Origin of the sequence: Marinobacterium nitratireducens (assembly GCF_014645375.1) — a bacterium.
Taxonomy (GTDB): domain Bacteria; phylum Pseudomonadota; class Gammaproteobacteria; order Pseudomonadales; family Balneatricaceae; genus Marinobacterium_A; species Marinobacterium_A nitratireducens.
This window is the reverse complement of record NZ_BMLT01000004.1, coordinates 73,912-98,206: the sequence shown is the minus strand read 5'-3', so window position 1 is coordinate 98,206 and position 24,295 is coordinate 73,912. Positions and strand designations below refer to the sequence as shown.

At 62.5% G+C, this 24,295-nt stretch carries 25 protein-coding genes; 10 read left to right on the top strand and 15 right to left on the bottom strand.

Going from position 1 to position 24,295, the window contains the following annotated elements; all coding sequences use genetic code 11:
• Positions 1–144: 144 nt before the first annotated feature.
• Positions 145–753, bottom strand: coding sequence for a CsiV family protein (locus IEX85_RS08720; RefSeq protein WP_188860202.1), 609 nt, complete (start codon positions 751–753; stop codon positions 145–147).
• On the bottom strand, positions 750–4,187 hold the full coding sequence (mfd, locus tag IEX85_RS08715) for a transcription-repair coupling factor (RefSeq protein WP_373290902.1): 3,438 nt from the start codon (positions 4,185–4,187) through the stop codon (positions 750–752). Before mfd ends, IEX85_RS08720 begins: the two co-directional genes overlap by 4 nt.
• Positions 4,188–4,454: 267 nt before the next feature.
• On the opposite strand from mfd, the gene IEX85_RS08710 reads away from it, so the two are divergent.
• The 10 genes from IEX85_RS08710 to sthA all read left to right on the top strand — a co-directional run bounded on the left by IEX85_RS08710 (position 4,455) and on the right by sthA (position 15,422).
• Positions 4,455–5,894, top strand: coding sequence for a glyceraldehyde-3-phosphate dehydrogenase (locus IEX85_RS08710; RefSeq protein WP_229721850.1), 1,440 nt, complete (start codon positions 4,455–4,457; stop codon positions 5,892–5,894).
• Positions 5,895–6,465: 571 nt separating this feature from the next.
• The gene (locus tag IEX85_RS08705; RefSeq protein WP_188860200.1) at positions 6,466–7,812 is read left to right on the top strand and encodes a Na(+)-translocating NADH-quinone reductase subunit A; all 1,347 of its coding nucleotides are present in this window, start codon (positions 6,466–6,468) and stop codon (positions 7,810–7,812) included.
• Between the two features lie 3 nt (positions 7,813–7,815).
• On the top strand, positions 7,816–9,024 hold the full coding sequence (locus tag IEX85_RS08700) for an NADH:ubiquinone reductase (Na(+)-transporting) subunit B (RefSeq protein WP_188860199.1): 1,209 nt from the start codon (positions 7,816–7,818) through the stop codon (positions 9,022–9,024).
• Positions 9,014–9,793: a Na(+)-translocating NADH-quinone reductase subunit C gene (locus tag IEX85_RS08695; protein WP_188860198.1), complete on the top strand. Its 780-nt coding sequence runs from the start codon at positions 9,014–9,016 to the stop codon at positions 9,791–9,793. The genes IEX85_RS08700 and IEX85_RS08695 overlap by 11 nt, the downstream gene beginning before the upstream one ends.
• Positions 9,794–9,796: 3 nt before the next feature.
• Positions 9,797–10,456, top strand: coding sequence for an NADH:ubiquinone reductase (Na(+)-transporting) subunit D (locus IEX85_RS08690; RefSeq protein WP_188860197.1), 660 nt, complete (start codon positions 9,797–9,799; stop codon positions 10,454–10,456).
• A complete protein-coding gene (nqrE, locus tag IEX85_RS08685) occupies positions 10,457–11,065 on the top strand; it encodes an NADH:ubiquinone reductase (Na(+)-transporting) subunit E (RefSeq protein WP_188860196.1) in 609 nt (202 codons plus the stop codon).
• 33 nt (positions 11,066–11,098) lie between these two features.
• Positions 11,099–12,325, top strand: coding sequence for an NADH:ubiquinone reductase (Na(+)-transporting) subunit F (nqrF, locus tag IEX85_RS08680; RefSeq protein ID WP_188860195.1), 1,227 nt, complete (start codon positions 11,099–11,101; stop codon positions 12,323–12,325).
• Between the two features lie 135 nt (positions 12,326–12,460).
• A complete protein-coding gene (locus IEX85_RS08675; RefSeq protein WP_308425644.1) occupies positions 12,461–13,375 on the top strand; it encodes an FAD:protein FMN transferase in 915 nt (304 codons plus the stop codon).
• A gap of 11 nt (positions 13,376–13,386) precedes the next feature.
• Positions 13,387–13,629, top strand: a complete 243-nt coding sequence (gene nqrM, locus IEX85_RS08670; RefSeq protein ID WP_188860194.1) for a (Na+)-NQR maturation NqrM — start codon at positions 13,387–13,389, stop codon at positions 13,627–13,629.
• Positions 13,630–14,021: 392 nt separating this feature from the next.
• Positions 14,022–15,422 (top strand): Si-specific NAD(P)(+) transhydrogenase, encoded by a 1,401-nt coding sequence (sthA, locus tag IEX85_RS08665; protein WP_188860193.1) that lies wholly within the window; start codon positions 14,022–14,024, stop codon positions 15,420–15,422.
• 209 nt (positions 15,423–15,631) lie between these two features.
• Here the strand turns inward: sthA and IEX85_RS08660 are convergent, their stop codons facing one another.
• The 13 genes from IEX85_RS08660 to IEX85_RS08600 form a co-directional block, all read right to left on the bottom strand.
• Entirely contained in the window at positions 15,632–16,084 is a 453-nt protein-coding gene (locus tag IEX85_RS08660) for a methyltransferase family protein (RefSeq protein WP_188860192.1), read from the bottom strand.
• Positions 16,085–16,088: 4 nt separating this feature from the next.
• The gene (locus IEX85_RS08655; RefSeq protein WP_188860191.1) at positions 16,089–16,709 is read right to left on the bottom strand and encodes a class I SAM-dependent methyltransferase; all 621 of its coding nucleotides are present in this window, start codon (positions 16,707–16,709) and stop codon (positions 16,089–16,091) included.
• A 62-nt stretch (positions 16,710–16,771) separates the two neighbouring features.
• Positions 16,772–17,230 (bottom strand): SRPBCC family protein, encoded by a 459-nt coding sequence (locus tag IEX85_RS08650; RefSeq protein ID WP_188860190.1) that lies wholly within the window; start codon positions 17,228–17,230, stop codon positions 16,772–16,774.
• 355 nt (positions 17,231–17,585) lie between these two features.
• The gene (locus tag IEX85_RS08645) at positions 17,586–17,903 is read right to left on the bottom strand and encodes an antibiotic biosynthesis monooxygenase family protein (protein WP_188860189.1); all 318 of its coding nucleotides are present in this window, start codon (positions 17,901–17,903) and stop codon (positions 17,586–17,588) included.
• Positions 17,904–18,080: 177 nt separating this feature from the next.
• Positions 18,081–18,443, bottom strand: a complete 363-nt coding sequence (locus tag IEX85_RS08640) for a VOC family protein (protein ID WP_188860188.1) — start codon at positions 18,441–18,443, stop codon at positions 18,081–18,083.
• Positions 18,440–18,754: a zinc-ribbon domain containing protein gene (locus IEX85_RS08635; RefSeq protein WP_188860187.1), complete on the bottom strand. Its 315-nt coding sequence runs from the start codon at positions 18,752–18,754 to the stop codon at positions 18,440–18,442. Before IEX85_RS08635 ends, IEX85_RS08640 begins: the two co-directional genes overlap by 4 nt.
• A 6-nt stretch (positions 18,755–18,760) precedes the next feature.
• Positions 18,761–19,432 carry a cytochrome c3 family protein gene (locus tag IEX85_RS08630; protein ID WP_188860186.1) on the bottom strand — a complete coding sequence of 224 codons (672 nt, stop codon included), beginning with the start codon at positions 19,430–19,432 and terminating at the stop codon, positions 18,761–18,763.
• Entirely contained in the window at positions 19,429–19,926 is a 498-nt protein-coding gene (locus tag IEX85_RS08625) for a nitrate reductase cytochrome c-type subunit (protein WP_188860185.1), read from the bottom strand. The genes IEX85_RS08630 and IEX85_RS08625 overlap by 4 nt, the downstream gene beginning before the upstream one ends.
• 10 nt (positions 19,927–19,936) lie before the next feature.
• Positions 19,937–22,441 (bottom strand): nitrate reductase catalytic subunit NapA, encoded by a 2,505-nt coding sequence (gene napA, locus IEX85_RS08620; RefSeq protein WP_188860184.1) that lies wholly within the window; start codon positions 22,439–22,441, stop codon positions 19,937–19,939.
• Positions 22,442–22,443: 2 nt separating this feature from the next.
• The gene (locus IEX85_RS08615; RefSeq protein ID WP_188860183.1) at positions 22,444–22,758 is read right to left on the bottom strand and encodes a chaperone NapD; all 315 of its coding nucleotides are present in this window, start codon (positions 22,756–22,758) and stop codon (positions 22,444–22,446) included.
• On the bottom strand, positions 22,751–23,221 hold the full coding sequence (gene napF, locus IEX85_RS08610; protein ID WP_188860182.1) for a ferredoxin-type protein NapF: 471 nt from the start codon (positions 23,219–23,221) through the stop codon (positions 22,751–22,753). The genes IEX85_RS08615 and napF overlap by 8 nt, the downstream gene beginning before the upstream one ends.
• 48 nt (positions 23,222–23,269) lie before the next feature.
• The gene (locus tag IEX85_RS08605) at positions 23,270–23,443 is read right to left on the bottom strand and encodes a periplasmic nitrate reductase, NapE protein (RefSeq protein ID WP_373290901.1); all 174 of its coding nucleotides are present in this window, start codon (positions 23,441–23,443) and stop codon (positions 23,270–23,272) included.
• Positions 23,444–23,570: 127 nt separating this feature from the next.
• Positions 23,571–24,161, bottom strand: coding sequence for a hypothetical protein (locus IEX85_RS08600; RefSeq protein WP_188860180.1), 591 nt, complete (start codon positions 24,159–24,161; stop codon positions 23,571–23,573).
• Between the last annotated feature and the right edge of the window lie 134 nt (positions 24,162–24,295).

The following is a 24,295-nucleotide window of genomic DNA, read 5'->3' as shown; positions in this document are numbered from 1 at the left end:
TCAGGCGTAACCTTTGCCGGCACGGGACGGTGCGCTTCGCTTCGCTCAGCAGTACCCTACACCCGTCACCCGTCACCCGTCACCCGTCACCCGTCACCTGTCAGGTGCGCTTCGTTACACTCAGGGCACCCTACGGCTCACCACTTACCTCTGAATCACCACCAGCATGCCGAACAGCGGGTGGTCGATATAGTGAATCTCGTCGATCTCGACCTGACGGCTGGCTTTGAGGTTGGCGGTAAGCGTCCGGCCGGCGTCGTTGGGGGCGTCGAAGCTGTAGTAGAGGTCCGGGCGGATGCTGAGGAATTCGTCCAGATCCAGGGTGACGTAGCCGTCGAGTTCATAGGCGTTATTGGGCATCAGCTTGCCGCCGCGTATCCGCACCGGCTTGGCGCCGTCGGAGGTGCTGACCGGCTGGTACCAGGCGCCGTGAAACAGGGTACGGTAGTCGGCCTGTTCGCTGAGCCGGTTTTTCTCTGCGGTCAGCACCAGATTGTTCGCCGGCAGGCGCTGATAGGCGCCGTTGCCGTTGTTGCCAAGCTCCAGGGCATCGGCGCGGCGGGGGATTTGTGCGTTTCCCCAGGTCTGCTCGTCGATGGCGGGCGAGCTGTGGGCGAACACCAGTATCTCGATCTTGTACCAGGGCTCTTCGGCGTCGGCCGGCAGGCTCAGGAAGAGCATCGTCAGCAGAGCAAAGAGGGGCCTGGAGAAGCCCGCGTTGCGGGCGAACCATTGCACGGGGTTGAGTCTCATCGGTCGGAAAGCTCGTCAAGCAGGCCTTCCACCGTCCGGAAGCGATCGTCGGTGGTCGGCATATCGAAAATGAAACGCAGCTGGCTGGCGCCTTCAAGCCGGTACTGTCGCGGCCGGGTCTGCACCAGGGTGACCAGCTTCATCGGGTCGACGCGGGTGTCGGCCCCGAATTCCAGCCGGCCGCCCTTGTCGGCGGCGTCGATCTTGGTGATGCCGAGCCTGTCGGCGCGCAGCTTCAGCGCAGTGATACGGAACAGGCTCTTGACCGGCTCCGGCAGCAGCCCGAAGCGGTCGATCATCTCGACCTGCAGTTCATGCAGCTCAGCGTCGGTTTTGCCGTTGGCGATGCGCTTGTACAGGATCAGGCGGTTGTGAACGTCCGGAAGATAGTCCTCGGGGATCAGCGTCGGCATGCGCAGGTTGATCTCCGGACCGTGCTGCAGCGGTGCGTCGGGATTCGGCGTGCGGCCTTCGCGAATCGCTTCGATCGCCTGTTCCAGCATTTCCATGTACAGCGAGAAGCCGATGCTCTGGATCTGCCCGCTCTGCTCCTCGCCGAGCAGTTCGCCGGCGCCGCGAATCTCGAGGTCGTGGGTGGCCAGGGTGAAGCCGGCGCCGAGGGCGTCGGCCTGGGCGATGGCCTCCAGGCGCTTGCCGGCATCGGTCGTCATGCCCTGGGGCGGCGGCGTCAGCAGGTAGGCGTAGGCCTGGTGGTGCGATCGGCCGACGCGTCCGCGCAGCTGGTGCAGCTGGGCCAGACCGAACTTGTCGGCACGGTCGATGATGATGGTATTGGCGTTGGGGATGTCGATGCCGGTTTCGATAATGGTGGTGCAGACCAGCAGATTGTGCCGCTTGTGGTAGAAGTCGGACATCACCCGCTCGAGCTCGCGCTCGCGCATCTGGCCGTGGCCGATACCGATGCGGGCCTCCGGTACCAGCGCCTTGAGCTCCTCGGCGGTGCGCTCGATGCTCTTGACCTCGTTGTGCAGGTAGTAGACCTGGCCGCCGCGCAGCAGCTCGCGCAGGATCGCCTCCTTGATCATCGGCTTGTCGCTCTGGCGTACGAAGGTCTTGACCGACAGGCGCCGCGCCGGGGGCGTGGCGATGATCGACAGGTCGCGCATGCCGGACATCGCCATGTTCAGGGTTCGCGGAATCGGGGTCGCGGTCAGCGTCAGGATATCGACCTGGGCGCGCAGCGACTTCAGGCGCTCCTTCTGTTGCACGCCGAAACGGTGCTCCTCGTCGATGATGACGAGACCGAGGTCTTTGAATTCCATGTTGCCCTGCAGCAGCTTGTGGGTGCCGACAATGATGTCGATTTCACCGCAGGCGAGTTTCGCCTGCGCCTGCTGCTGCTGTTTGGCGCTGCGAAAGCGCGAGATCAGCTCGACATTGACCGGCCAGTCGGCGAAGCGGTCGCGGAAGTTGTCGTAGTGCTGCTGCGCCAGCAGTGTGGTCGGCACCAGAATCACGACCTGCTTGCTGTTCTGTACGGCAAGGAAGGCGGCGCGCATCGCCACTTCTGTCTTGCCGAAGCCGACATCGCCGCAGACCAGGCGGTCCATCGGCTGGGGAGCGGTCATGTCGCGCACCACCGCCTCGATCGCCAGCGCCTGGTCCGGGGTCTCCTCGAACGGGAAACTGGCGGCGAAGCGGCGGTAGTCCTCGTCCGGCGAGGTGAAGCTGAAGCCCTTGCGCGCGCCGCGCCGGGCGTAGATATCGAGCAGCTCGGCGGCGGTATCGCGCACCTTTTCCGCGGCCTTGCGTCTGGCGCGGCTCCACTGCTCGGTGCCGAGACGGTGCAGCGGGGCGGTCTCGTCGCTGCTGCCGCTGTAGCGGCTGATCAGGTGCAGTGCGCTGACCGGGACATATAGCTTGGCGCCCTCGGCGTATTCCAGCGTCAGGAACTCGTTCTGCTGTCCGTCCAGCTCGATGCACTGCAGGCCGAGATAGCGTCCGACGCCGTGATCGAGGTGCACCACCGGTGCGCCGACTCGCAGCTCCGACAGGTTCTTGATGACCTGGTCGGCCTGTTCCTGGTCGCGGCTGCGCCGCCGGCGCTGGAACACCTGCTGCCCGAACAGCTGGGTTTCGGTGATCAGCTGATACTGGCCCGGCAGGTCGAGGCCCCGCTCCAGCGGGTAGACGCAGATCGCATGCCGTGGCCGGTGCTCGATGAAGTCGGCCCAGTTGTCGACCGTTTCCGGCTGCAGGCCGGCGCGGGCGAACAGCTCCAGCAGCGATTCGCGGCGGCCCGCCGACTCGGCGCAGAACAGTACCGGCTCATTGCGCGTGTCGAGGAATTCGAGCAGGGCGGCCAGCGGCTGGCTTGCCTGGGCATTGACCGGCAGCTCTGGGGGCTCTGCGAAGGGGCTGTCCTGGCTGCCGGCCGCGTTGCCGGTGTCATCCTGCTGCAGTATCAGGCGCGGCAGGCGCTTGAGCGCGGCGAAGAGCTCGTCGACACGGGTGAATACCTCGGCGGGGGGGAGCAGCGGCCGCTCGACGTCGTGGCGCCGGTCCTCGTAGCGGGCCTCGACCTCATGCCAGAATTGTGCCGCCGAATTCTCGAGCTCCGGCGTGCAGATCACCAGGCTGGAGTCGGGCAGGTAGTCGAACAGGGTGGCGCATTCGTCGAAGAACAGCGGCATGTAGTATTCGATGCCGGCGGGCACCAGGCCCTCGCTGACGTCCTGATACAGCGGGCAGCGGCGCGGGTCGACGTCGAAACGCTCGCGCCAGCGCTGGCGAAAGCCGGCGATGGCGTTGGCGTGAAAGGGGAATTCCTGTGCCGGCAGCAGCCGGATCTGCTCCACCTGGTCGATCGAACGCTGGGTTTCGGGATCGAAGCTGCGCAGCGTCTCGATCTCGTCGTCGAACAGATCGATGCGGTACGGCAGACGGCTGCCCATCGGGTAAATATCGAGGATGGAGCCACGCTGGGCGAATTCGCCATGCTCGTAAACGGTTTCGACCGAGCGGTAGCCGGCGTCGCTGAGGGTGCGCCGCATCGCTTCCGGGTCGAGCTTCTGGCCGACGTCCAGCAGCAGGCTGCTGCCGCCGATAAAACTGCGCGGAGCCAGGCGTTGCATCAGCGTCGCCGCCGGAACGATCAGGATGCCCTGTCGCAGCTGCGGCAGGCGATAGAGGCTGTGGATACGTTCGGAAACGATATCCTGATGCGGGGAAAAATTGTCGTATGGCAGGGTTTCCCAGTCCGGAAAGGTCAGCAGTTCGGCTTCGGGGTCGAAAAAGGCGGTTTCGGTGGCCAGTCGGGCGGCCTCGTCGCTGGATGCGGCGACCACCAGGGTGATGCCGTCGTGACGCCGCGCGGCCGTGGCGATGAGCACTCCCGGCGCGCAGCCTTTCAGGCGGCCGATGCGCTTGATGTCGCCCGCGCCCGCCGGCATCGGGTGGTCCAGTTCGAACACTGCTGACTCCTTGGCACTGAGATGTTGGTACGAATGGCTGGCACTGAGCCGTTGAGCCGATCCCTTGTCCGGGGGGTGAAAACCGGCCTGTAAAAAGGCGCTTATGGTACCTTTTGTCACTGCAAAAGGGCAGAGGATCGGGGACTTTCGGGGATGATCCGGCATTAGTACCAAAGCAGCAAAAGCTGTTATTTGCCCCGGTGAGGGTAATCTAGGATAATGCGCGCGCAGCCAATTTTAAGCCCAGAAGTTTTTTGGAGTGACCCCGTGAGCCAAGAACAAGTTTTCGCAGACTGGAAAGCGCGTGAGGCGTGTGCAGAAGACATGGTGCCGCTGATCGGCCGTCTGTACCGCGACCGCAACGTCGAGACGTCTGTATTCGGACGCCTGATCCACAAGCGTTCCGTAACCGACATTCTGAAGGCGCATCGTTTTGCCCGGCAGATGATGAAGGATCAGGAAGAACTCAGCGTTCACGATACCTATCCGGTTCTCGAAGCTGTCGACAAACTCGGTGTCGCCAATGCCCACGTGGACGTTGGCAAGCTATACATCAAATTCCGCCACGAAGGCAACGGCGATCTCGAAGCGTTCGTGAAGAAAGAGCTCGAGTCCGTTATCGGTGCGCCTGAGCGTGAAGCGACCGACGTCGTCCTGTACGGCTTCGGTCGCATCGGCCGTCTGCTCGCCCGTCTGCTCATCGAGCGCACCGGCGGCGGCCAGTCTCTGCGTCTGCGCGCCATCGTTGTGCGCAAGGGCAGTGCCGACAACGACCTGGAGAAGCGCGCCAGCCTGCTGCGCCGCGACTCGGTACACGGTTCCTTCAAGGGCACCATCAAGGTCGACGAGGAAAACCAGGCGATCATCGCCAACGGCAACGTCATCAAGGTTATCTTCGCCGACGCGCCGGACACCATCGACTACACCGACTACGGCATCAGCAATGCGCTGGTGATCGATAACACCGGCAAATGGCGCGATGCCGACGGCCTCAGCCTGCACCTGCGCGCCAACGGCGTAGCCCGCGTGCTGCTGACCGCGCCGGGCAAGGGCGTCAAGAACATCGTCATGGGCGTCAACGACGGCGATATCGTCGACGAAGACCGCATTCTGTCCGCGGCATCCTGCACCACCAACGCCATCGTTCCGGTGCTGAAAATGGTCAACGACGAGTACGGCGTGATCAACGGCCACGTCGAGACCGTTCACTCCTACACCAATGACCAGAACCTGATCGATAACTACCACAAGGGCGACCGTCGCGGTCGTGCCGCCGGTCTGAACATGGTCATCACCGAAACCGGTGCCGCCAAGGCCGTCGCCAAGGCGCTGCCGGAACTGGAAGGCAAGCTGACCGGCAACGCCATCCGCGTACCGACCCCGAACGTCTCCATGGCGATCCTGAACCTGAACCTGGAGAAGGCCACCACCAAGGATGAGCTGAACGACTTCCTGCGCAATGCGGCGCTGTTCTCCGAACTGCAGAAGCAGATCGACTACAGCAGCTCGCCGGAAGCGGTTTCGACCGACTTCGTTGGCTCGCGTGCGGCCGGCGTTGTCGATGGTCTGGCGACCATCGTCGACGGCAACCGTTGCGTGCTGTACGTCTGGTACGATAACGAGTTCGGTTACAGCTGCCAGGTGTTCCGCATGATGCAGGCCATGGCGCACTGCACCCTGCCGGCCTTCCCGCCGAAAGATATCTGATAGTTGGGTGGCGGGTTGCGCATTACGCGTGACCTGCACCCATCGTGGGAGCCGCGCCCCGCGGCGAAGCTTTTCGCCGCGGGGGCTATTCGTCCGTAGGAGCCCGCTCCGCGGGCAAATTATTCCGGCAGGGAGGTTGTTCGCCCACGGAGTGGGCTCCTACAATTCCCCGACACCCGACACCCGACACCCGACACCCGACACCCGACACCCGACACCCGACACCCGACACCCGTCATGCCGCCCGGTGGTGCGCTTCGTTACACTCAGGGCACCCTGCGTCTCATCCCTGTCCACTCACCGATCCTTTTCTGTCTGTTTTTCGTACAGATATGCAAAGGTCGTTGAAAATTCACAAAATTTGTATACGGGAATGAGGGCCATTAGCGCCCGGCTTTGTAGATAAAGACAGCGGCGCTCAGTTATAATGTCGCGGTTTTTTGGGTGGGGTTTCTCTTTTCCTTGGAGCGACAATAACGACATTCCTGCCGTCGCCGTGGACAGGTGACAGCGGCGATGGTGGTTTCGAGGCAAAGACCCGAAACAAATTTCAACGTGATGGGTGAGGCGTATGATCAAGATCAATAAGGGTCTGGATCTACCGATTGCGGGCGCGCCGGAGCAGGCTATCAGCGATGCTCCCAAGGTGCGTACCGTCGCCGTGACGGGTCCTGACTATGTGGGCATGAAGCCCACGATGGCCGTCAAGGTGGGTGACCGGGTGAAACTCGGTCAAGTGATCTTTTCAGACAAGAAAACAGAAGGTGTAGTCTTTACGGCCCCGGGTGCAGGCGTCGTCAAGGACATCAACCGTGGTGAGCGCCGAGTGCTGCAAACCGTCGTCATCGAACTGGATGACAACGAGGAAGCGGTCGAGTTCGCCAAGTACAATGCCGGCCAGCTCGCCGGTCTGAGTCGCGAACAGGTCGAGCAGAACCTGGTCGACTCCGGTCTCTGGACCGCGTTCCGTACCCGGCCCTTCAGCCGTGTACCCCAGCCGGGCACCGAACCGAATTCAATTTTCGTCACCGCTATCGACACCAACCCGCTGGCGGCCGACCCCCAGGTCATCATTGCCGAACAGCCTGAAGCCTTCGTCAATGGCCTCAAGTTGCTGACCCGTCTTTCCAAGACCAAGGTCTATCTGTGCCAGGCTGCCGGTGCTGGTTCCAAGCTGCCCGCCGTCGACGGCGTGCAGATCGCCGAGTTCGACGGCCGACACCCGGCCGGCAACGCCGGTACCCATATCCACTTCCTGGATCCGGTCAGCCGCAACAAGTTCGTCTGGACCATCGGCTACCAGGACGTCATCGCCTTCGGCAAGCTGTTCACCGAAGGGCGCCTGCCGACCGAGCGCGTCGTGGCGCTGGCCGGTCCCCAGGTGGAGAAGCCGACGCTGCTGCGCACGCGTGTCGGCGCCAGCCTCGAGGATCTGTGCAAGGGACGTCTGAAGGCCGGTGAAAACCGCATGATCAGCGGCTCGGTCTGGAACGGCCGCACCGCCTCCGGTCCGCTGGCCTACCTGGGCCGCTACGCCACCCAGGTGAGCGTGCTGGAAGAGGGCAGCAAGCGGGAATTCATGGGCTGGGTCACCCCCGGTTCCAATAAATTCTCGGTGCTGAACATGTTCACCTCGGTACTGTCGGCGGGCAAAAAGTTCAACTTCACCACCACCACCAACGGTTCCGAGCGTGCCATGGTGCCGGTGGGGCAGTTCGAAGAGCTGATGCCCCTGGATATCCTGCCGACCCAGCTGCTGCGCGCGCTGGTCACCGGCGATATCGTGACCGCGATGCAGCTGGGCTGCCTCGAGCTGGATGAGGAAGACCTCGCGCTCTGTACTTTCGCCTGTACCGGCAAGTACGAGTACGGTCCCATCCTGCGCGACAACCTGCTGCGTATCGAGAAGGAGGCCTGATCCATGAGCCTGAGAAACGTTCTGGACAAAATGGAGCCGCACTTCCACAAGGGCGGCAAGTATGAAAACTGGTACGCGCTTTACGAAGCGGTCGATACCATCTTCTATACCCCGGGTCAGGTGACCAAGAGTGCGGCGCACGTTCGTGACGGCGTCGACCTCAAGCGCATGATGATCCTGGTGTGGATGTGCACCTTCCCGGCCGTGCTGTTCGGCCTGTACAACGTCGGCTTTCAGGCCAACACCGCCATGGCGTCGCTCGGACTGACCGAGTCCAACACCTGGCAGGGTTCGATCGCCGGTGCGCTGACCTCGTTCAACCCGGACAGCCTCTGGGACAACATCATTCACGGTGCCGCCTACTGGCTCCCGATCTACGCCGTGACCTTCGTGGTCGGTGGTTTCTGGGAAGTGCTGTTCGCGATGAAGCGTGGCCACGAAGTCAACGAAGGCTTCTTCGTCACCTCCATCCTGTTCTCGCTGATTCTGCCGCCGACCGTCCCGCTGTGGCAGGTCGCGCTGGGTATCAGCTTCGGCGTGGTGATCGGCAAGGAAGTGTTCGGCGGTACCGGCAAGAACTTCCTCAACCCGGCGCTGACCGGCCGTGCCTTCCTGTTCTTCGCCTATCCGGCGCAGATGTCCGGTGACGCCATCTGGACCGCGGTCGACGGCTTCTCCGGCGCTACCCCGCTGGGCCTGGCGGCTCTCGGCGGTGTCGACGCCATCCTGGCGCAGAACATCACCTGGTTCGATGCCTTCATCGGCAACATCCAGGGCTCGGTCGGTGAAACCTCCGCCTTCGCCATCATGGTCGGCGGCCTGGTGCTGCTGTTCGCCAAGGTCGCGGCCTGGCGCATCGTCGCCGGCGTCCTGGTGGGCACCATCGCCACCACCGTGCTGCTGAACCTGATCGGCTCCGAGACCAATCCGATGTTCAGCATGCCGTTCTACTGGCACCTGGTACTCGGCGGTTACGCCTTCGGTCTGTTCTTCATGGCCACGGACCCGGTATCGGCGTCGATGACCAACATCGGCAAGTGGTGGTTTGGCGCGCTGATCGGCGTCATGGTCGTGCTGATCCGTGTCGTCAACCCGGCGTTCCCGGAAGGCATGATGCTGGCGATTCTGTTCGGCAACCTCTTTGCACCGCTGATCGACAACTTCGTGGTGCAGGCGAACATCAAGCGGAGGATGAAGCGCAATGGCGGCTAACAACGATACCATCGGTAAGACGCTTACCGTCACCATTCTGCTGTGTGTCATCTGCTCCGTCGTGGTGTCCGCTGCAGCCGTCCTGCTGAAACCGCAGCAGGTCTCCAACAAGGAGCTGGACCGCAAGTCCAACATTCTGGCGGCTGCCGGCATCAGCGACCCGTCCAAGTCGGTCGACGAGCTGTTCGCCCAGATCACCACCAGGATGGTCGACCTCGAGACCGGCAAGTTCACCGACGAGGTGGACCCGGCGACCTACGATGCCACCAAGGCGGCCAAGGACCCGGCGCTGTCGGTCAAGCTGGACCGTGGCGAGGACATCGCCTCGATCAAGCGTCAGGCCAAGTACATGCCGGTTTACCTGGTGCAGGACGGCGACCAGATCGAGAAGGTCATCCTGCCGGTGCACGGTTACGGCCTCTGGTCTACCCTTTATGGTTTTCTGGCGCTGGAGGGCGACCTGAACACCGTGATCGGTCTGGGCTTCTACTCCCACGCCGAGACTCCGGGTCTTGGCGGCGAAGTCGACAACCCCGCGTGGAAAGCGCTGTGGCCTGGCAAGAAGGTCTATGACGAAGGCTCCATGGATCCGAAGCTGCACCTGATCAAGGGCAACGTCGATCCCGCTTCGCCGACCGCGCAGCACCAGGTCGACGGCCTGTCCGGCGCGACCCTGACCAGCAATGGCGTGACCAACCTGGTCCAGTTCTGGCTCGGCGAGAACGGTTACGCGCCGTTCCTGGCCAACCTGAAAGCAGGGGAGGTATAAAGCATGTCTGCATCCAAGGACGTCCTGGTAAAACCGATCTTCGCGAACAACCCGATCGCGCTGCAGATCCTCGGCATCTGCTCGGCGCTGGCGGTTACGACGAACCTCAACACCGCGCTGGTGATGACCCTGGCGGTTATCGCGGTAACGGCGTTTTCGAACCTGTTCGTCTCGCTGATCCGCAACCATATTCCGGGCAACATCCGCATTATCTGCCAGATGACCATTATCGCGTCGCTGGTAATCGTGGTTGACCAGATTCTCAAGGCCTACGCCTACGAGATCTCCAAGCAGCTGTCGGTCTTCGTCGGCCTGATCATCACCAACTGTATCGTGATGGGTCGTGCCGAAGCCTTCGCCATGAAGAATCCGCCGGGAATCTCCTTCCTGGACGGTATCGGCAATGGCCTGGGCTACGGCGCGGTACTGATGTTCGTCGGCTTCGTGCGCGAACTGTTCGGCGCCGGTTCCCTGTTCGGTATCGAGATCCTGCCGCTGATCAACGACGGTGGCTGGTATCAGGGCAACGGCCTGTTGCTGCTGCCGCCGAGCGCGTTCTTCATCATCGGCATGTTCATCTGGATCGTCCGTTCCTGGAAGAAGGAGCAGATCGAAGAACCGGAGTACGTGCTGGCCCCGAACAGCAAGAAGGAGGCTGTGTAAATGGAACAGCTGATCAGCCTTTTCGTTAAGGCCGTCTTCGTCGAAAACATGGCGCTGGCCTTCTTCCTGGGGATGTGTACCTTCCTCGCCATCTCGAAGAAGGTGCAGACCGCGATTGGCCTCGGTATTGCCGTTATCGTCGTTCTGGCGATCACCACGCCGGTCAACAACCTCATCTTCAACCATCTGTTGCGCGAAGGGGCGCTAGCCTGGGCCGGTTACCCCGACGTCGACCTGAGCTTCCTCGGGTATATCTCGTACATCGGCGTTATCGCGGCGATCGTGCAGATCCTCGAGATGTTCCTCGACAAGTTCGTTCCGGCGCTCTACAACGCGCTGGGCGTGTTCCTGCCGCTGATCACCGTGAACTGCGCCATCATGGGTGCCGCACTGTTCATGGTCGAGCGTGACTACACCTTCGGTGAAAGTGTGGTCTATGGCGTCGGAGCCGGTACCGGCTGGGCGCTGGCGATTACCGCACTGGCGGGTATTCGCGAAAAGCTCAAGTACAGCGACGTGCCGGCTGGACTGCGTGGCCTGGGCATCACCTTCATTACCGTAGGTCTGATGTCCTTAGGGTTTATGTCCTTCTCCGGCGTACAGCTGTAAGGAACATGATCAACAGAAGGAAGGTTCAAGCTCATGAATGCTGAAATCATTCTCGGCGTTGTCATGTTTACCGCGGTGGTGCTTGCACTGGTCGCGGTTATCCTGGCAGCCCGTTCCAGGCTGGTTAGCTCCGGCAACGTTCATATCGAAATCAACGGCGATCCTGACAAGAGCATCACCGTGCCGGCCGGCGGCAAGCTGCTGAGCACCCTGGCCAACGCCGGTATCTTCGTGCCCTCCGCCTGCGGCGGCGGCGGTACCTGCGCCCAGTGCAAGTGCATCGTCGAAGAAGGCGGCGGCTCCATGCTGCCGACCGAGGAGTCGCACTTCAACCTGCGTGAAGCGAAAGATGGCTGGCGTCTGTCCTGCCAGGTCGCGGTCAAGCAGGACATGAAGATCGAACTCGAAGATGACGTCTTCGGCGTCAAGAAGTGGGAGTGCACCGTCGAGTCCAACCCCAACGTCGCGACCTTCATCAAGGAACTGACGCTGCGGTTGCCGGAGGGCGAGAACGTCGACTTCCGCGCCGGCGGTTACGTCCAGCTCGAAGCGCCGCCGCACGAAGTGCATTACAAGGACTTCGACATCGAAGAGGAATACCATCCGGACTGGGACAAGTTCAACATCTGGCAGTACGTGTCCAAGGTCGACGAGACCGTGATCCGTGCCTACTCGATGGCGAACTACCCGGAAGAGAAGGGCATCGTCAAGTTCAACATCCGTATCGCGTCGCCGCCTCCGGGCACCAACCACCCGCCGGGCCAGATGTCCTCGTACGTCTTCAGCCTCAAGCCGGGTGACAAGATCACCGTTTACGGACCCTTCGGCGAGTTCTTCGCCAAGGATACCGACAACGAAATGGTCTTCATCGGCGGTGGCGCCGGTATGGCACCGATGCGTTCGCACATCTTCGACCAGCTCAAGCGCCTGAACTCCAAGCGCAAGATCAGCTTCTGGTACGGCGCGCGCTCGATGCGCGAGGCCTTCTACGGCGAAGAGTACGATCAGCTGGCCGCGGAGAACGACAACTTCCAGTGGCACCTGGCGCTCTCCGATCCGCTGCCGGAAGACAACTGGACCGGTTACACCGGCTTCATCCACAACGTGCTGTACGAGCATTATCTGAAGGACCACGAGGCGCCGGAAGACTGCGAGTACTACATGTGCGGACCGCCCATGATGAACGCCGCCGTCATCCAGATGCTGCTTGACCTTGGCGTCGAGCGGGAAAACATCTTCCTCGACGACTTCGGTGGCTAAATGATGCAGGCTTCCTCGCCGAAGCTGACATCCGGGTGGCCAGCAGCTTCGCTGCTGGCCACTTTGTTTGTAGCGCTTGCACTACTCAGCGGCTGTGACTCGAGTCCCCAGGTCGTAAGCGTTAGCGGCCCGACCATGGGCACGACGTTCAGCGTCAAGTGGGTGTCGAACGATCCCGGCAGTGTCGAGCGGATCGCGCCGAAGCTGGAGCAGTCCCTGGCGGCTGTGAACCAGTCGATGTCCACCTATATGGAGGACTCGGAGCTCTCCGTTCTCAACCGCGAGCCGGCCGGCTCCGTCACCGAGGTATCCGAAGGGCTGTTTCAGGTGCTCAGCCTGTCGCAGCGGATCAGCGAAAGCAGCGACGGCGCCTTTGACGTGACGGTCGGCCCGCTGGTCAACCTCTGGGGCTTCGGACCCGACGGCCGCATTACCCATGCGCCGGAGCAGGCAGAGATCGATCGCATTCGGGCGCATACCGGCTATCGCAAGCTGCACCTGGACCCGAACGGGCGCAAGGTGACCCGCGATGCCGCGCTTTACGTCGATCTTTCCGGAATCGCCAAGGGTTATGGGGTCGACGAGCTGGCCCGGGTACTGGAGGGTGAGGGCGTCGACAGCTATCTGGTCGAGGTCGGGGGCGAACTGCGTGCCCGCGGCACCAAGCCCGACGGCAGTCCCTGGCGTATCGCCATCGAAAGCCCGGTGGCGGGTGAGCGCGACGTGCAGCGCATTATCGAGGTACACGAGATAGGCGTGGCCACCTCGGGTGACTATCGCAACTATTTCGAGGAAAATGGCATCCGTTTCTCCCATACCATCGACCCGGCGACCGGGCGCCCGATCAGCCACAAGCTGGCGTCGGTCACTGTGCTGAGCCCGACCTGCGCCGAAGCCGACGGTCTGGCGACGATGTTCACGGTGATGGGAGCGGAACGCGGTTTTCAGTATGCGGTCGACAACGGAGTGGCGGCATTTTTTATCGTCAAATCGGACGAGGGCTTCGTCGAGCGCATGACGCCGGCATTCGAGCCCTACCTGACCGAATGAGGTGAACCCAAGTGGACGTAATGATTCTGACCTTTGTGGTCCTCGGCGTCGTCATCCTGGCGATGTCCATCGGCGTGCTGCTCGGCGGCAAACCGATCAAGGGGTCCTGCGGCGGCATGAGTGCCCTCGGCATGGACACCGTCTGCGATATCTGCGGCGGCAACCCCAACAAGTGCGAAGAAGAAACCAAGAAAGCGACCAGTCGTGAAGGTGAGTCGCAGGATCTCGCCTACGAGGTCAAGAGCGGCGCCTGAGGCAATGGCCGATCCGTAGGATGGGTGGAGCGATGCGATTACCTTTGCTTCAATATTTACCCGGCGGTGTGGGCATCGTGTAACCCATCATATCGATCGCTGTACAGATCGATTGGCATCGGCAGCCACGGAGGCTTTCTCCGGCCACAGCGAACTTACTGTTACAGGCTGTTTTGACGCCGGTATCTGCAGCTCTGTGCCAGCCGAAACGAAGGCGCCTTCGCGCCTATGATGGGTTGCGCCGCCGTTGTGACTTGGCGCCAGCCGACAATTTCGTGCTGATGGCGGCTTCACCCATCCTACGGGTACCCGTACATATTTGCGCAACCGCGGTAATGGAAGATTATAACGCCCGGAAACAGGGCGAACTGGACAGAGTGAAGGGGAAATGAATGGCAGTATATGACTACGATGTCATCGTGATCGGCTCGGGTCCGGCCGGGGAAGGCGCGGCGATGAATTCGGTCAAAAAGGGGCGCCGTGTCGCCGTGATCGAGGAGCAGGACCTGGTCGGGGGCAACTGTACCCACAAGGGCACCATCCCGTCCAAGGCGCTGCGTCACTCGGTCAAGCAGATCATCGAGTTCAACACCAACCCGATGTTCCGCGATATCGGTGAGCCACGCTGGTTCTCCTTTCCCCATGTACTGAATCGCGCCGAGAAGGTCATCGCCAGCCAGGTGATGCTGCGTACCAATTTCTACGCCCGTAACCGCGTCGATGTCTTCTTCGGCCGTGCCGAATTCACCGACAGGAACACCATCTTGGTGCGCGGTACCGCCAAGGGCGACGAGACCCTGCGTGCGAAGAACATCGTCATCGCTACCGGCTCGCGCCCCTATACCCCGGCAGACGTGGACTTCAATCACCCGCGTATCTACAACTCCGACACCATCCTCAAGCTCGGGCATACGCCGCGCACGCTGATCATCTACGGCGCCGGCGTCATCGGCAGCGAATACGCGTCGATCTTTGCGGGCCTCGGGGTCAAGGTCGACCTGATCGACAACCGTGACCGTCTGCTGTCTTTCCTCGACAAGGAGATCTCCGACGCGCTCAGCTACCACCTGCGCAACCACGCGGTGAAGATTCGCCACAACGAGGAGTACGAGTCGGTGACCGGCGATCAGGGCGGCGTGACGCTGACGCTGAAATCCGGCAAACGCATCCGTGCCGATGCCTTCCTCTGGTGCAACGGCCGTACCGGCAACACCGATCACTTAGGGCTAGAGAACATCGGGCTGACGGCCAACGGCCGCGGTCAGCTCGAAGTCGACGAGCATTACCGCACGGCCTGTGAGGGCATTTACGCGGCAGGCGATGTCATCGGCTGGCCGAGCCTGGCGTCGGCGGCGCTGGACCAGGGCCGCGCGGCCGCGGCCGATCTGCTCAGCGGCGACGACTTCCGCTATATCAACGAGGTTCCGACCGGCATCTACACCATTCCGGAGATCAGCTCGCTGGGCAAGACCGAGGAGGAACTCACCGCCGAGTGCATACCCTATGAAGTCGGGCAGGCCTTCTTCAAGGATACGGCCCGCGCGCAGATTTCCGGTCAGCCGGTCGGCATGCTCAAGCTGCTGTTCCACCGTGAAACCCTGGAGATTCTGGGTATTCACTGCTTCGGCGACCAGGCCTCCGAGATCGTGCACATCGGCCAGGCGATCATGACCCAGCCGGGCGAGGCGAATACCCTGAAATACTTCATCAACACCACCTTCAATTACCCGACCATGGCGGAAGCCTACCGTGTCGCGGCGATCTCGGGCCTTAACCGGATCGAAAATCTGTAAGTGGTGAGTGGGTAGGGTACTGCTGAACGAAGTGAAGCGCACCGGCAGCTGTCTAAGGCGTAAGGGCCTTAGAGAGTGAAGCGTCGCCGCCTAAAACCAAAAGCCGCATCCCCCGGGAAGCGGCTTTTTCGTAGGAGCCCGGTCTCCGGGCGAATGACGGTTGCCGCGGCACCGTAGTGCCAGAGCCGGGCGGTTCCACCGAGCTCCTGTCAGATCCACCGCCGTACCCGGGCCCTGTATTCGCTGAACTGCTCGCCAAAGTGCTGCGACAGCGCGGCTTCTTCGGGACGGATCTGGAACCTGTCGATATACCAGACGAAGAACAGGACGCCGATCAGCAGCCAGGGTGACTGCAGGAAGGCGACCAGGGCACAGAGCCAGAGCGCGAACCCGACGTACATGGGGTTGCGGGACAGGGCGTAGACGCCGCTGCTGACCAGGGCGCTCGACTTGTCGGGGTAGCGCGGGTCGACCGTCGTCTGGTGACGGCGGAACTCGAGCACGCCGAAGACGCAGAAGTAGCATCCGGCGCCGGCCAGCAGCAGCGCCAGCAGGGCGCCCGGCATGGCGCCGATATCGATTCCCGGGACCAGGCGGGACGCCAGGACCATGGCGAGCCCGACCAGCACGACCAGCGCGAGCGGCGGTATTTTCAGTTTCATTCCTTCAGTTACCTTTCTTCGCCACGATGAATACCGATTCCTTCGCCGGTTGCCACTGGTAGTCGATGCCGAAGCCGGCGGCGGTCAGCATCGACACCAGCATTTCTTTGTCTAAACGACTCACGTGGGGTGCCAGGCCCAGCACCTGCATCACCGGGATCAGCACGCGCCAGTAGATCGGCAGGCTGCCGACCAGGGCGGTGCTGGATACGAAGATCCCGCCGGGCTTCAGCAGGCGGTAGATCCTGGCGATCGTCGCTTCCACGTCGTCCAGCAGGTGCAGGATATTGAGCCCCAGCACGGCATCGAAGCTCTCCGGTTCCAGCGGCAGGCTGTCCAGGGTGCCCTGGCGGAAGCTGACGTTGTCGACCCCGGCCTCCCGTGCCTTGGATTCGGCGATCTCCAGCATCCGGGGCGAGATATCGGTTGCGAGGATATGTCGGACGAAGGGGGCGTGGATCAGCGCAGTGCCGCCGGTGCCGCAGCCGAACTCCAGCACGGACCAGTCCGGCCGGAAGTAGCCCTGGGTAACTGCCAGTTTCTGTTGGTAGCGTTGCTCGTCCCTGATTGGACTCCTGGCGTAACGGGACGCCGATTTGTCCCAAAACTCCTGCTGGCTTTTCAATCCTCTGGCTCCTTGAGCTTTAATTAAAGGGGGCAAGGTGTGGCCGTTCGCAAGGCTCTTGTCTATCCCTGGTCGGGAATCTCCGGCTCGACCAGCCGGGTCAGCTGCGCGAGAGACTCCTGCCAGCCCAGGTAGCACATCTCGACCGGAATCACCGCGGGAATGCCTGCCTGGACGATACTGATCTCGGTTCCGCAGAGCACCGCTTTCAGCTCGATCGTCACGAGCATTTCGCCCGGAAGGTTCGCGTCGTCGAAGCGGTCGCTATGCCGGATACGCTGATTGGGCACCAGCTCGAGATATTCCACCCGGAACGAATGGCTGTGGCCGGTTCCGAAATTGGTGAACGACATCCGGTAGCCGCCGCCGACCCGGACATCGATTTCGTGCACCGTGCCGGTATAGCCGTACGGCGGAAGCCAGCGCTCCAGCGCGCTTTTATCGATAAACGCCTTGTAGACGCGTTCGGCCGGCGCCCGCAGCACCCGGTGCAGCCGAACGGTACCCGTTGCATCTGTCATGACATTCTCCTTTATCTTGTGGCTTCAAAGGGTAGTCGAACGTGGCGAGGGGCAATCGACAACGGCAGGAAAAAATCTTCGACGTTTGAAGGGAAACCAGACGACACTATCGTAGGATGGGTGAAACGACGCGGGGGATCTGGATATCCGCGTCCCAATGTAGCCAGGGCGTCGTGTAACCCATCTTGCGGCGGGAGTCAGCACCGCTGAAGCCATTGATGGGTTGCGCCGCCGCCACTGCGCTGCGTACCGACAGCGGAGTGCCATTGCGGCTCCACCCATCCTACGAATGATGCCTTCTTCCCGCCAAGGTAAGGCCTGATGCTAATCGATACTGTTTAAAAATTATCGGTGATCAAAATCCGTAATCGCGCTCGACCCTGGAAATCCGTGTCTTGAAGGACGAGTACCACTGTTCGCGCCCGAGCCTTTGGGCTTCCCGGTGGTCGAGATCGGCCTTCCATCTTTTTATCGACTCGAGATCCGACCAGTACGAAACGGTGATGCCGACCGCTTCCCTGGCCGATTCGACCCCGAGGAACCCGGGCTGCTCCGAGGCGAGCGCCTCCATCCGCTCCGCCATTTCCGCGTAACCCTCGTCGACCTCGGTCCGAAGCGAGGTGAAGATCACGGCGTAGTAGGGTGGTTTGGGTGTTTTGGCAATCGATGACATCTTCACTCCTGTCTGATCACTTCGACCGTGCGTCAATTGCATCCGCCAGGGTGATATCGAAAATCTATTTGGAGGTTGAATCGAGCCGTGACGCAGGGAACGGGCGAACGCCTCGGCCAGCTTTCCCATGGCAGCGGACCCGTGCGCCGACATCCGTTTTATGCCGGAAGTTCAAACTCAGTCTCCCGCCCTGTCGGACCAGACCGCAAACTCGTTGCCGCTCGGTTCGGTGAAATGAAAACGCCGGCCCCCGGGGAAGCTGAAGATGGGTTTGACGATAAGGCCGCCTGCGTCACGGACCTTCGTGAGCGTCGCCTCGAGATTGCTGCTGTAGAACACCAGCAGTGCGGCGCCATTGGCCGTGCTGGAGTGCATATCGGCGCTGAAGAAGCCGCCGTCGAGGCCCTGTCCGGCAAATGCCGTGTAGTCGGGGCCGTAGTCCGTGAAGGACCAGCCGAAGGCCGTTTCGAAGAACGCCTTGGTCGAGGGCAAGTCAGTAGCCGGGTACTCGACGTAATTGAGCTTTTCATGTTCGTTCATGGTGACGCCTCTTTAGGGTCGGCTGAGCTTGAAGTGCCACCCGCCTTGCGTCGCTTTCGACAAGCCCGGCAACGAACCGCGACCGCCCAGATATGACCTTTCGCCTCCTCGTAATACCACTTCTGTTGTTCGGCGGTCCAAAGCTGTGCAATGCCGCAGTCGATGCAATTGAAAGCGTAGTCGCGATACCAGCGCGGAAGGTCGCCGTAGGTGTTGATATGGGACAGCTTGTCGCGATCGGCGAGCACGGCTCCGGGCGGTGGCGGGGAGCCTGGCATATGCGGCGGCAACAGTGTCGGTTCGTCCGCCATGGCTGCTTAATATGCCCTTTCCGGGGAACTCCCCTGGCCGGGACCTGTGGACGGCTTGAACGCGGCCTGGTCGAACAGCGGGTTGGCCGGCCCCCAGGGATCTTCGTCGCTCATGTCCGGCAGCTGGTGCGCGATGCCGCGGTGGCAGTCGATACAGGTGGCTTCGCCCCTGGCCAGGGCAGTGGAGTGCATCTCCCGCGCCCGCGGCGCCTGTTCGGTAAAATCCATGTAGTCGAAATCGTGGCAGTTGCGGCACTCCAGCGAGTCGTTGGACTTCAGCCTGGCCCATTCGTGTTTGGCCAGCTCCAGGCGCTTCTCGAGGAACTTCTCCCGGGTGCTGATGGTGCCGAAGATCTTGCCCCAGACTTCCTTCGAGGCCTGCATCTTGCGGGCGATCTTGTCGGTCCAGTCATGCGGTACGTGGCAGTCCGGACAGGTCGCGCGCACGCCGGAGCGGTTGCTGTAGTGGATGGTGGTCTTCATTTCCTCGAAGACGTTGTCGCGCATTTCATGGCAGCCCACGCAGAAGGTTTCGGTGTTGGTCGCTTCCAGCGCGGTGTTGAAGCCGCCCCAGAAAATGATGCCGCCGACAAAACCGCTCAGCACCAGAAAGCCAAGGCTGTAGCAGGCCGATGGCTTTCTCAGGAGCGCCCAGTAGCCTTTCAACCAGTCTTTCATTGCGCCTCACCCTCAGCATCGTCCGTACCGCGCAGCAGGATATCCACGTCCTTGAAGGTGTTCTGAACGCTGAGGGGCGCATCCGACTGGGGTACATGGCATTGCATGCAGAAATAGCGGCGCGGCGCCACGGTGGCCAGTACCTGAAAGTCGCGGTCCATGAAGTGCGTGATGCTGATCATGGGGGCGCCGCTGACGCCGGTCTGGATACGGGTGTGGCAGTCGAGGCAGCGGTTGCTGTTGGTATCGACCTGATAGTCGCGCACGGTGTGCGGAATGGTGGGCGGCTGCTCAGGGTAGGCACGAACGCGCCGGGTGTCGGAGTCGACCGGGTCCTTGATCTCGGGCGCGGGCAGCGATTCGAACAGGGTGCCGCCCGGGCGGACGCCGTCAGGTCCCGGCGTCGGGGGATAAGGCTCGGCATGCACGGACAGGCTCAGAATCAGCGTCGCCAGCACAGCGCTGACGACCGGGATGAAGGGCTTGCGGTTCATGGTCGTCTCCTTACGCCAGGGACTGGAGTTCAAGGCGGACCGCGCACTTCTTGAAATCGGTCTGCTTGGAGATGGGGTCGGTGGCGTCCAGTGTCAGCTTGTTGACCAGTCGCTGGGCATCGAAGAAGGGGATGTACACCAGCCCGCGGGGTACCTCCACCCGGCCGCGGGTTTCGACCCGCACCAGCAGCTCGCCGCGACGGCTCACCACCTTGACCTCGCTGCCGCGTCGCATGCCCTGATCGCGGGCATCATCCGGGTGCATGTACAGCAGGCCATAGGGAACCGCCCGATGCAGCTCGGGTACCCGCTGCGTCATCGAGCCGGTATGCCAGTGTTCCAGAACGCGGCCGGTGCAGAGCCAGAACGGGTATTCCTCGTCGGGTGACTCGGCAGGGGGCTCGTACGGCAGCGCGTAGATCACCGCGCGTTTGTCCTTGTGACCGTAAAACTGTACGCCGCTGCCGGCCTCGACGTAGGGGTCTTCCCCTTCGCGGAAGCGCCAGCGGGTTTCCCGGCCATCGACCACCGGCCAGCGCAGGCCACGCTCCTGGTGATAGCGTTCGAAGGGCGCCAGGTCGTGGCCGTGGCCGCGGCCGAAGCGGGCGTATTCCTCGAACAGTCCTTTCTGGATATAGAAGCCGAAGGCGTCGGCTTCCTGGTTTGCATAGGCGGGGTCGCGCTCGCTGTTGTCGAAAGCGTCGACGTTGCCGTTGGCAAAGAGCACCTCGTACAGGGTCCTGTCGCGGTAATCCGGGTTTTCGTCGAGCAGCTCAGCGGGCCACACCTCGTCGGTGGTCAGGCGCTTGGAGAACTCCACCAATTGCCACAGGTCGGATTTCGCCTCGCCGGGCGCCTGCACCAGCTGGTGCCAGAACTGGGTTCGCCGCTCGGCGTTGCCGTAGGCGCCTTCCTTTTCGACCCACATCGCGGCCGGCAGGATCAGGTCAGCCGCCTGGGCCGAGGTGGTCGGGTAGGCATCCGACACGATGACGAAGACATCCGGGTTGCGCCACCCGGGCAGCAGTTCCTGCATCAGGTTGGGGCCGGCCTGGGCGTTGTTGCTGACCTGGGTCCAGTAAACCCGCAGCTTGCCGTCCTTGAGCGCGCGGCTCTGCGCCACCGCATGGTAGCCGGGCTTCGCCGGAATGGTGCCCGCCGGCAACTTCCAGATCTTCTCGGCCGTGGCACGGTGCTCCGGGTTGGCGACCACCATGTCCGCCGGAAGGCGATGCGAAAAGGTGCCGACTTCCCGCGCCGTGCCGCAGGCCGAGGGCTGGCCGGTCAGCGAAAAGGGACTGTTGCCGGGACTCGATATCTTGCCGGTGAGAAGGTGCAAGTTGTAGACCAGGTTGTTGCACCAGACGCCGCGGGTATGCTGGTTGAAACCCATGGTCCAGAGCGACATCACCCTGCGCTCGGGGTCGGCGTAGAGTTCCGCCAGCGCCAGCAGCTGTTCCTCGGACGCGCCGGAGGCTTCCACCGCTCGCTCAAGGGTATAGGGCTTCACGAACTCGGCGTACTCCTCGAGGGTGATCGGCGTACTGTCGTTGGCCTTGTCGCGGCCGGCGGCGGACGCTTCCCGCGGGTCCTCGTCCCGCAGGCCGTAGCCGATATCGGTCTGGCCCAGGGCGAAGCGGGTATGGCTGTCGACGAAGTCGCGGTTTACCCGGCCCTGCTCGATGATGTAGTTGGCGATGAAATTGAGGATCACCAGGTCGCTGTGCGGCGTGAATACGATCGGGATGTCGGCGAGCTCGAAGCTGCGGTGCCGGTAGGTCGACAGCACCGCCACCTGGCAGCCGGGATGGGACAGCCGCCGGTCGGTCACCCGGGACCAGAGCACCGGGTGCATTTCCGCCATGTTGGAGCCCCAGAGCACGAAGGCGTCGGCGGCCTCGAAATCGTCGTAGCAGCCCATCGGCTCGTCGATGCCGAAGGTGCGCATGAAGCCGGCCACCGCCGATGCCATGCAGTGGCGCGCATTGGGATCGATGTTGTTGCTGCGAAGACCCGCCTTCATCAGCTTGCTGGCGGCGTAACCCTCCCAGACGGTCCACTGGCCGGAGCCGAACATGCCCACCGACTCGGGGCCGTGGCTGGCGATGGCGTCGCGGTACTTTTGCGCCATGATGTCGAAAGCCTGCTCCCAGGAGACCGGCGCGAACTCGCCGTCCTTGTGGTACTGGCCGTCCTTCATGCGCAGCAGCGGTCGGGTCAGGCGGTCGGCGCCGTACATGATCTTGGACAGGAAGTAGCCCTTGACGCAGTTGATGCCGCGGTTGACCTCCGCCTTGATGTCGCCGTGGGTGGCGACCACGCGGTTGTCTCGCGTCGCCACCATGACGCTGCAGCCGGTACCACAGAAGCGGCAGGGCGCCTTGCTCCACTGCAGCTCGTTGGCGTCGCCCCCGGCAATCAGCCGCTGGGCGCTGGCCGGAATGGGCAGACCGGCCGCGGAGGCCGCAGCGGCGACGGCGCTGGCCTTGGCAAAATCTCGGCGTGTGATCGACATGTTCAGCTCTCTCCAGCGATTCTGACGACATCAGTGGCCGTGGCGGGCTGCGGCAGCGGCTCTTCGCAGCGGGACGCGTCCAGCTCCTCGTGATAGACCAGCACGGCATTCAACACGCCGGGGCGTTCCTGCAGCTGCTCGAGCAGCGCATTGATCGCGCCGTGGCTGGGCAGTTCGGCAACCAGAACCAGCTTGCCCTCGGGGCTTTCCATGGCTATTTCCAGGTTACCGAAGCCGGTGACCCAGCGGCGGAATCCGGCAAGGTGGCGGGTACGCAGATAGACGATAAGACTGGCGATGTGAAGGCGTTCATCCATGCCTGGGCTCCAGTGTCAGGGCGCCGTTGGCGCAGGCGGGCAGGCAACCGCCGCAGCCGGTACAGGCGTCTTCGTCGATGTCCGGCAGCGGCGGTGCCCCGCGTTGCAGTGAAAAACGAATGGCCCGGGCCTCGCAGCCATCCTCGCAGCTGCGGCAGTGAATCTCGGCCTGCGCCAGACACTGATCACCGATGCGCGCCACCCGGTCCAGTGCCGGACGGCTCAGATCGAACACCGGTTGCGGGCAGACGCGGGCGCAGTCGCCGCACAGGCTGCAGCCGGCATGCGAGAAGTCGAGCCAGGGAAAGCCGCCATCGCCGCGCAGCAGCACACCCTCGGGGCAGGCCTCGATACAGGCGTCGCAGCGGGTACAGAGGTCGGTGAAGTCGTCACCGCTCCAGGGCGGCGCCATGGGATTGTGGTTCTGCGTCTGGCCCCGCAGAAAGGCTCTTCTGGACAGCACCCTTCGATCTCCTTTGACGGGTAAATGCGGTGCGCGCGGCAACCGGGCTCAGGCCGGCGGGCCGGGCGGCCCCAGTAACATTTGCAGTATCCAGACGATAAAACCGTAGCCGCCGACGATGGCGACCGCGAGCATCGGAAACAGAAACACGAGCAGGAATACCAGCAGCCGCGTCTCCCGACTTTTTTGTGCTTCGGGCGGGGTGGAAGATTGCATCTCCATCCTCATTCAGGCGGACGGGTTTGTAGTGGGCGCGTGCGACGTTAATGACGCCGGTCACCGGGCAGTGTAGATGATCAGCGGCGAATGTCAGGTCGGATTGGGCAAAGCTTCCGGCTTTCCCCCTTCCTCAATGGCGGCTTCGATACGGGTCGAGGGAGAAGCCGAGGCGCCTCAGCACATCCGCTTCCGCCGGGTTGCCGCTCTGTTGCCAGCGTTGATAGATCGCCATGATTTCGCTGTCGCTGTAACGGCGATAGCGGCGGCAGGTGCGGGCCACCAGTTCCAGCATGCGGCCGAAACCGCCGGCCAGTTCGGCGAACACGTGGCGGTGGTGTGCGGCGTTGTCGGCAAGAAAGTCGTAGGCGCCACTGCCCATGCCGATGAAGTAGTCGCGCTGTATGCCGCGACGCGCGTAGTGTTCCGGAAACAGGGCGCCGAGAAACAGCGCCATGTCGCCGAGGTGGCGCAGGATCAGACAGCGCTCGCGGCCGTCGGCAGCCTCCAGGGCGTCGCCGTACAGCAACGCCAGTGGCCGGATGCTGCGCTGGCCGTCCTGGTAGCTGAACAGGGCATCGTCCCGGCTGAAGCGATCCAGCAGGTTGCCGAGGTACCAGCAGGTGTCTTCCTGCAGCGACCTGTTATCGATCTGGCGGATCTGGTCGCGGAAGTAATCGGCCAGGCTGGCGTGGGACAGGGGTCGGGTGCATTCCGTCTGCATGACTGCCTCCTTCGTTGAAACACGCTTTTTTCAATCTAGCCCGAGGGGATAAGTTGCGCCAGTTGTGCGCTGCAGCATATGGGGTTGAGAAAATATTCATACGCCCACTTGAAAAGCCTTCTGCCCGCTCCTAT